At 74.0% G+C, this 4979-nt stretch carries 4 protein-coding genes and 1 pseudogene; 4 read left to right on the top strand and 1 reads right to left on the bottom strand.

Annotation, left to right across the window (positions count from 1 at the left end; genetic code table 11):
- The 4 genes from SZN_RS35330 to SZN_RS35315 all read left to right on the top strand — a co-directional run.
- Positions 1–1203 (top strand): hypothetical protein (locus SZN_RS35330; protein ID WP_007504903.1); only part of this gene is annotated, 1203 nt, incomplete at its 5' end.
- 291 nt (positions 1204–1494) lie between these two features.
- Positions 1495–3093: an ABC-F family ATP-binding cassette domain-containing protein gene (locus SZN_RS35325; protein ID WP_007504901.1), complete on the top strand. Its 1599-nt coding sequence runs from the start codon at positions 1495–1497 to the stop codon at positions 3091–3093.
- Between the two features lie 335 nt (positions 3094–3428).
- Entirely contained in the window at positions 3429–3650 is a 222-nt protein-coding gene (locus SZN_RS35320) for a helix-turn-helix domain-containing protein (RefSeq protein WP_007504899.1), read from the top strand.
- Positions 3651–3815: 165 nt separating this feature from the next.
- Positions 3816–4619 (top strand): enoyl-CoA hydratase/isomerase family protein, encoded by an 804-nt coding sequence (locus tag SZN_RS35315; protein ID WP_007504897.1) that lies wholly within the window; start codon positions 3816–3818, stop codon positions 4617–4619.
- A gap of 152 nt (positions 4620–4771) precedes the next feature.
- On the opposite strand, the pseudogene SZN_RS35310 reads toward SZN_RS35315, so the two are convergent.
- A pseudogene (locus SZN_RS35310) lies at positions 4772–4979 on the bottom strand (nucleopolyhedrovirus P10 family protein); the annotation flags it as partial.

Below are 4979 nucleotides of genomic sequence, written 5' to 3'. Positions count from 1 at the left end.
GCGCTGCACCCCGGCCGGGACGGCGCCGCCCACCCCGACGGCAAGGGGACCCTCTCCGAGGCGACCGCCCGGCGCGCGGCCGGGGACCTCGGCCTGACCGTGCCCCAGGTCCGCGCCGACTGGGACACCGCCCGCCTCGCCGGCCTCGTCGAGGTGCACGGCGACAGCGCCCGCCCCGGCTGGCGGCTGCGCGCCTGGGACCGTGACGACAGCGCCGTGCTGCGCGGCTGGGTCGCCCTCTTCGACGCCTGGTCGCTGGTCCACCCGGAACCCGAGCGGCACGAGCACGGGGCCGTCGCCGACGTGGTCTCCGCCCTGCCGCAGGTCCTCTCCTTCCTCCAGCTGTCCGCCGGGCCCGTCCCCGTGGAGCAGCTCCTCGACCTCCTGGAGCAGCGCGTCACCGAGCTGCGCACCGAGAGATGCGAGGTCCCCTACGGGCCCCGCCCCGAGCCGGCCGGCGCCCAGCCGCCCGCGGACCTCGCCTCCCTCGCCCCGCTCCTCGACTGGGCCCTGCACGCCCTCGCCTCCGTCGGAGCCCTCACCTGCGGCGACGGCCAGGCCACCCTCACCCCGCTCGGCAGCTGGGCGGTCTGGGTGAAGCTGGAGCAGATCTGCGTCGCCGCCCAGAGTCCCGCGGGGAACATCGAGCAGGCCGCCGAGGACATGCTGCGCGGCTGCGCCCAACTGCGCCCGAAGGCCGCCCGCGACGAGTACCGCGCCTGGCTCGCCGCCCGCCCCGTCGGCAGCGCCGTCACCGAACTGCTCGGCGCGGCCCGCGGCGACGACGCCCTCCTGCGCGGCCTCGCCTTCGAGGCGCTGCGCGTCGTCGGCGCCCCCGCGGAACCCGATGTGCGCGCCGTCGCCGACGAGCCCACGCTGCGGCCCTACGCGCTGCTCTGGCTGGCCGAGCACGACGGCATCGACCCGGAGGACGCCCACGAGGTGCTGACCCGGCACGAGGCCACCTGGCTCTGGGTCGACACCGCCGCCGCCGTCGCCGACCACGGCGAGGCGCCGATGCTGGTCCGGCATCTGGAGTCCGCGGTCCAGCCGACCGTCCCGGCCCTGCTCGACGAGGTGCGCGCCGTCGGCCACCCCCGCACCGTGCAGGTCCTCGTGGCGCTCGCCGCCGCCCACCCCGACCCCGCCCTCGCCAAGGCCGTCCGCCGCGCCGCCTTCCAGGTGCACACCGGCGGGAGCTGAGCCCCCGCCGGCCGCCCGGCGCCGAACGTCCCCGCGCCCGGCGGCGTCCCGACCGCACCCCCGCCGCGCTGCCGGGCCCCGGCCCGGCACGTGCCGTACGTCACGACGCGCCCCGCCCACGCCCCGGGCCTGCCCGGACACCCGTGCGGCCAGGCCCCGTACCCCCCGACCCGCGAAAAGGGGTTGCACGGCGCCGTTAGACTGGCCCCATGGCCATTCTCCTCGCGCACTAGACGGCGGGAACGCCCTCAGCCGCCCATCCCGCCACCTGACCCGCCCTGGAGCCTGACCGTGATCTCCGCCTCCGGAATCGAGCTGCGCGCCGGCGCGCGCGTGCTCATCGAGTCCGCGACCTTCCGCGTCGCCAAAGGCGACCGCATCGGCCTCGTCGGCCGCAACGGCGCCGGCAAGACGACCCTCACCAAGTGCCTGGCCGGCGAGGGCATCCCGGCCGGCGGCCAGATCAGCCGCTCGGGCGAGGTCGGCTATCTTCCGCAGGACCCCCGCACGGGCGACCTCGACGTGCTCGCCCGCGACCGCGTCCTGTCCGCGCGCGGCCTCGACGTCCTGATCCGCAAGATGCGCGAGAACGAACAGCGCATCGCGAGCGGCCAGGGCGCCACCCGCGAGAAGGCCCTCAAGCAGTACGAGCGCCAGGAGACGGAGTTCCTCACCAAGGGCGGGTACGCCGCCGAGGCCGAGGCCGCCACCATCGCCGCCGCGCTCAACCTGCCCGACCGGGTGCTCGGCCAGCCCCTGCACACCCTCTCCGGCGGCCAGCGCCGCCGTATCGAGCTGGCCCGCATCCTCTTCTCCGACGCGGACACCCTGCTCCTGGACGAGCCGACCAACCACCTCGACGCCGACTCGATCGTCTGGCTGCGGGACTACCTGAAGACCTACCGCGGCGGCTTCATCGTCATCTCCCACGACGTCGACCTCGTGGAGACGGTCGTCAACAAGGTGTTCTACCTGGACGCCAACCGCGCCCAGATCGACGTCTACAACATGGGCTGGAAGCTCTACCAGCAGCAGCGCGAGGCGGACGAGAAGCGCCGCAGGCGCGAGCGGCAGAACGCCGAGAAGAAGGCCGCCGCCCTCAACGCCCAGGCGGACAAGATGCGCGCCAAGGCCACCAAGACGGTCGCCGCGCAGAACATGGCCCGCCGCGCCGAGCGCCTGCTGTCCGGCCTGGAGGACGTCCGCCAGTCCGACAAGGTCGCCAAGCTGCGCTTCCCGGAGCCGGCCCCCTGCGGCAAGACCCCCCTGACGGCCGAGGGACTGTCGAAGTCGTACGGCTCGCTGGAGATCTTCACCGACGTCGACCTCGCCGTCGACAAGGGGTCGCGGGTCGTCATCCTCGGCCTCAACGGCGCGGGCAAGACGACCCTGCTGCGTCTCCTCGGCGGGGTCGAGCAGCCGGACACCGGCGCGGTCGTCCCCGGCCACGGCCTCAAGATCGGCTACTACGCCCAGGAGCACGAGACCCTGGACGCCGGCCGCACCGTCCTGGAGAACATGCGCTCGGCCGCCCCCGACATGGACCTCGTCGAGGTCCGCAAGGTGCTCGGCTCGTTCCTGTTCTCCGGCGACGACGTCGACAAGCCCGCGGGCGTGCTGTCCGGCGGGGAGAAGACGCGCCTCGCGCTCGCGACCCTCGTGGTCTCCTCGGCGAACGTCCTGCTGCTCGACGAGCCCACGAACAACCTCGACCCGGCCAGCCGCGAGGAGATCCTCGGCGCGCTGCGCACCTACAAGGGCGCGGTCGTCCTCGTCACGCACGACGAGGGCGCCGTCGAGGCCCTCCAGCCGGAGCGGATCATCCTGCTTCCGGACGGAGTCGAGGACCTGTGGGGCGCGGACTACGCGGATCTCGTCGCTCTCGCCTGATCGCACGCGTGATCAACGGCGTAGGGATCATTCGGCCCATCGGTGATCCACCATCTGGGTGAGATCTCCTCGTACCGCGGTGTGTGCTCCACGGATTTCCCGGCCGCGTCCCTTATCCGCGGGGGCGCGGCCGACGCACGTCCCTGACCTGGGGGTTCGTGGAAGAGCCCGTTCGGGCGCACAGCTCGCACATGCTGGAATCAGAGATTCCGCATGTGGGGATGCGCTCCTGTCGTCACCGGCGTGTCCCACGGACCTTGCCGAATGGGTGGCCATGGAGCGCCGGAGGGGTGATCATGAGGAGACCAGAGCGCACTTCCCATGAGGAGGCACGGGTGGCCGAGACTCTGAAGAAGGGCAGCCGGGTGACCGGCGCCGCGCGCGACAAGCTCGCGGCAGACCTGAAGAAGAAGTACGACTCCGGTGCGAGCATTCGGGCACTGGCCGAGGAGACCGGCCGCTCGTATGGCTTCGTCCACCGGATGCTCAGCGAGTCGGGCGTCACGCTGCGTGGGCGTGGCGGGGCGACGCGGGGCAAGAAGGCCCCATCGTCCTGAGCCCGAGCGGCCCAGCGGTTTCGATGGTGGCCACCCGGCCGGCCGTTCCCCCGAGTCCGAGTGGGGACCTGGAGGAACACCGGCCCGGCCGGGTGGTTACTGTGCAGTCACTTAGTGGGTGTCCCACCGGCATCCCACGATGACGGCACGCACCGGAGGCACCGCATGGCTTCGTCCGACCAGGAACTCGCTCCCCTGCTCGACAAGAACGGCGTACGGCTCACCGTCGACGGCTCACTCGCGACGGTGTCGCTGACCAACCCGGCCAAGCGCAACGCGCAGAGCCCCGCCATGTGGCGGACGCTCGCCGAGGCCGGGCGGGTCCTGCCGGGCAGCGTGCGGGTCGTCGTCCTGCGCGGTGAGGGCAGGTCCTTCTCCGCCGGGCTCGACCGGCAGATGTTCACGCCCGAGGGGATCGAGGGCGAGCCGTCCTTCGTCGACCTCGCGCGCAGCAGCGACGGGGAACTCGACGCTGCCATCGCCGAGTTCCAGGAGGGCTTCACCTGGTGGCGGCGCAACGACCTCGTGACGGTCGCCGCCGTGCAGGGCCATGCCATCGGGGCGGGCTTCCAGCTCGCGCTCGCCTGCGACGTGCGCGTCGTCGCCGACGACGTGCAGTTCGCCATGCGCGAGACCGCCCTCGGGCTGGTCCCGGACCTGACCGGCACGCACCCCCTCGTCGGGCTCGTCGGCTACGGCCGCGCCCTGGAGATCTGCGTGACGGGCCGCTTCGTCACCGCCGAGGAGGCCGTGAGCAGCGGGCTCGCCAACCTCGCCGTGCCCGCGGACCAGCTCGACGACGCCGTACGCGATCTCGCCGCGGCGATCGCCGCCGCGCCCCGGGACGCCGTCATCGAGACCAAGACCCTGCTGCGCGGCGCCGTGGACCGCACCTACGACGAGCAGCGCGGAGCCGAGCGCGCCGCGCAGGCCCGCCGCCTCCGCGACCTCGCGGGCCTCGGCGACTAGCGCTGTGGCCGGGAGCCGGTGAACCCTCCCGGCCACCGCACCAGGGACGCGGCAGACACCGTCCACCCCGTCGCGGCACTGCGGACGCGCCGGGCAGACGCGGCCCGCGGCGGCACCGGGCGCGCGCCGTATCCGGCACCCGGCGGCGCCGCTCAGCCGACCGCCGTCACCAGCACGGCCACGCTCGGGCGGTCCACCAGGGCCTCGCCGACCCGGGCCCGGACCTCCCGGGCCACGTCCACGGCCCGGTGACCCGCGCCCACCGCGATCTCCACCCGCACATGCCGGCGCGGCAGCGCCGCCTCGCCCCGCCGCGCGTCGACGTGCACCGCCCGGCCCGCCCCGCCCAGGGCGCCCGTC

The sequence above is a fragment of the Streptomyces zinciresistens K42 genome (assembly GCF_000225525.1).
In the GTDB taxonomy this organism is placed as follows: domain Bacteria; phylum Actinomycetota; class Actinomycetes; order Streptomycetales; family Streptomycetaceae; genus Streptomyces; species Streptomyces zinciresistens.
The sequence above is the reverse complement of the archived record's forward strand: the minus strand, read 5'-3'. Positions and strand labels throughout refer to the sequence as shown.

Bases quoted from the DNA above. Each gene is read 5' to 3' on its own strand.
- SZN_RS35315 (WP_007504897.1), top strand. From the start codon at position 3,816: ATGGCTTCGTCCGACCAGGAACTCGCTCCCCTGCTCGACAAGAACGGC.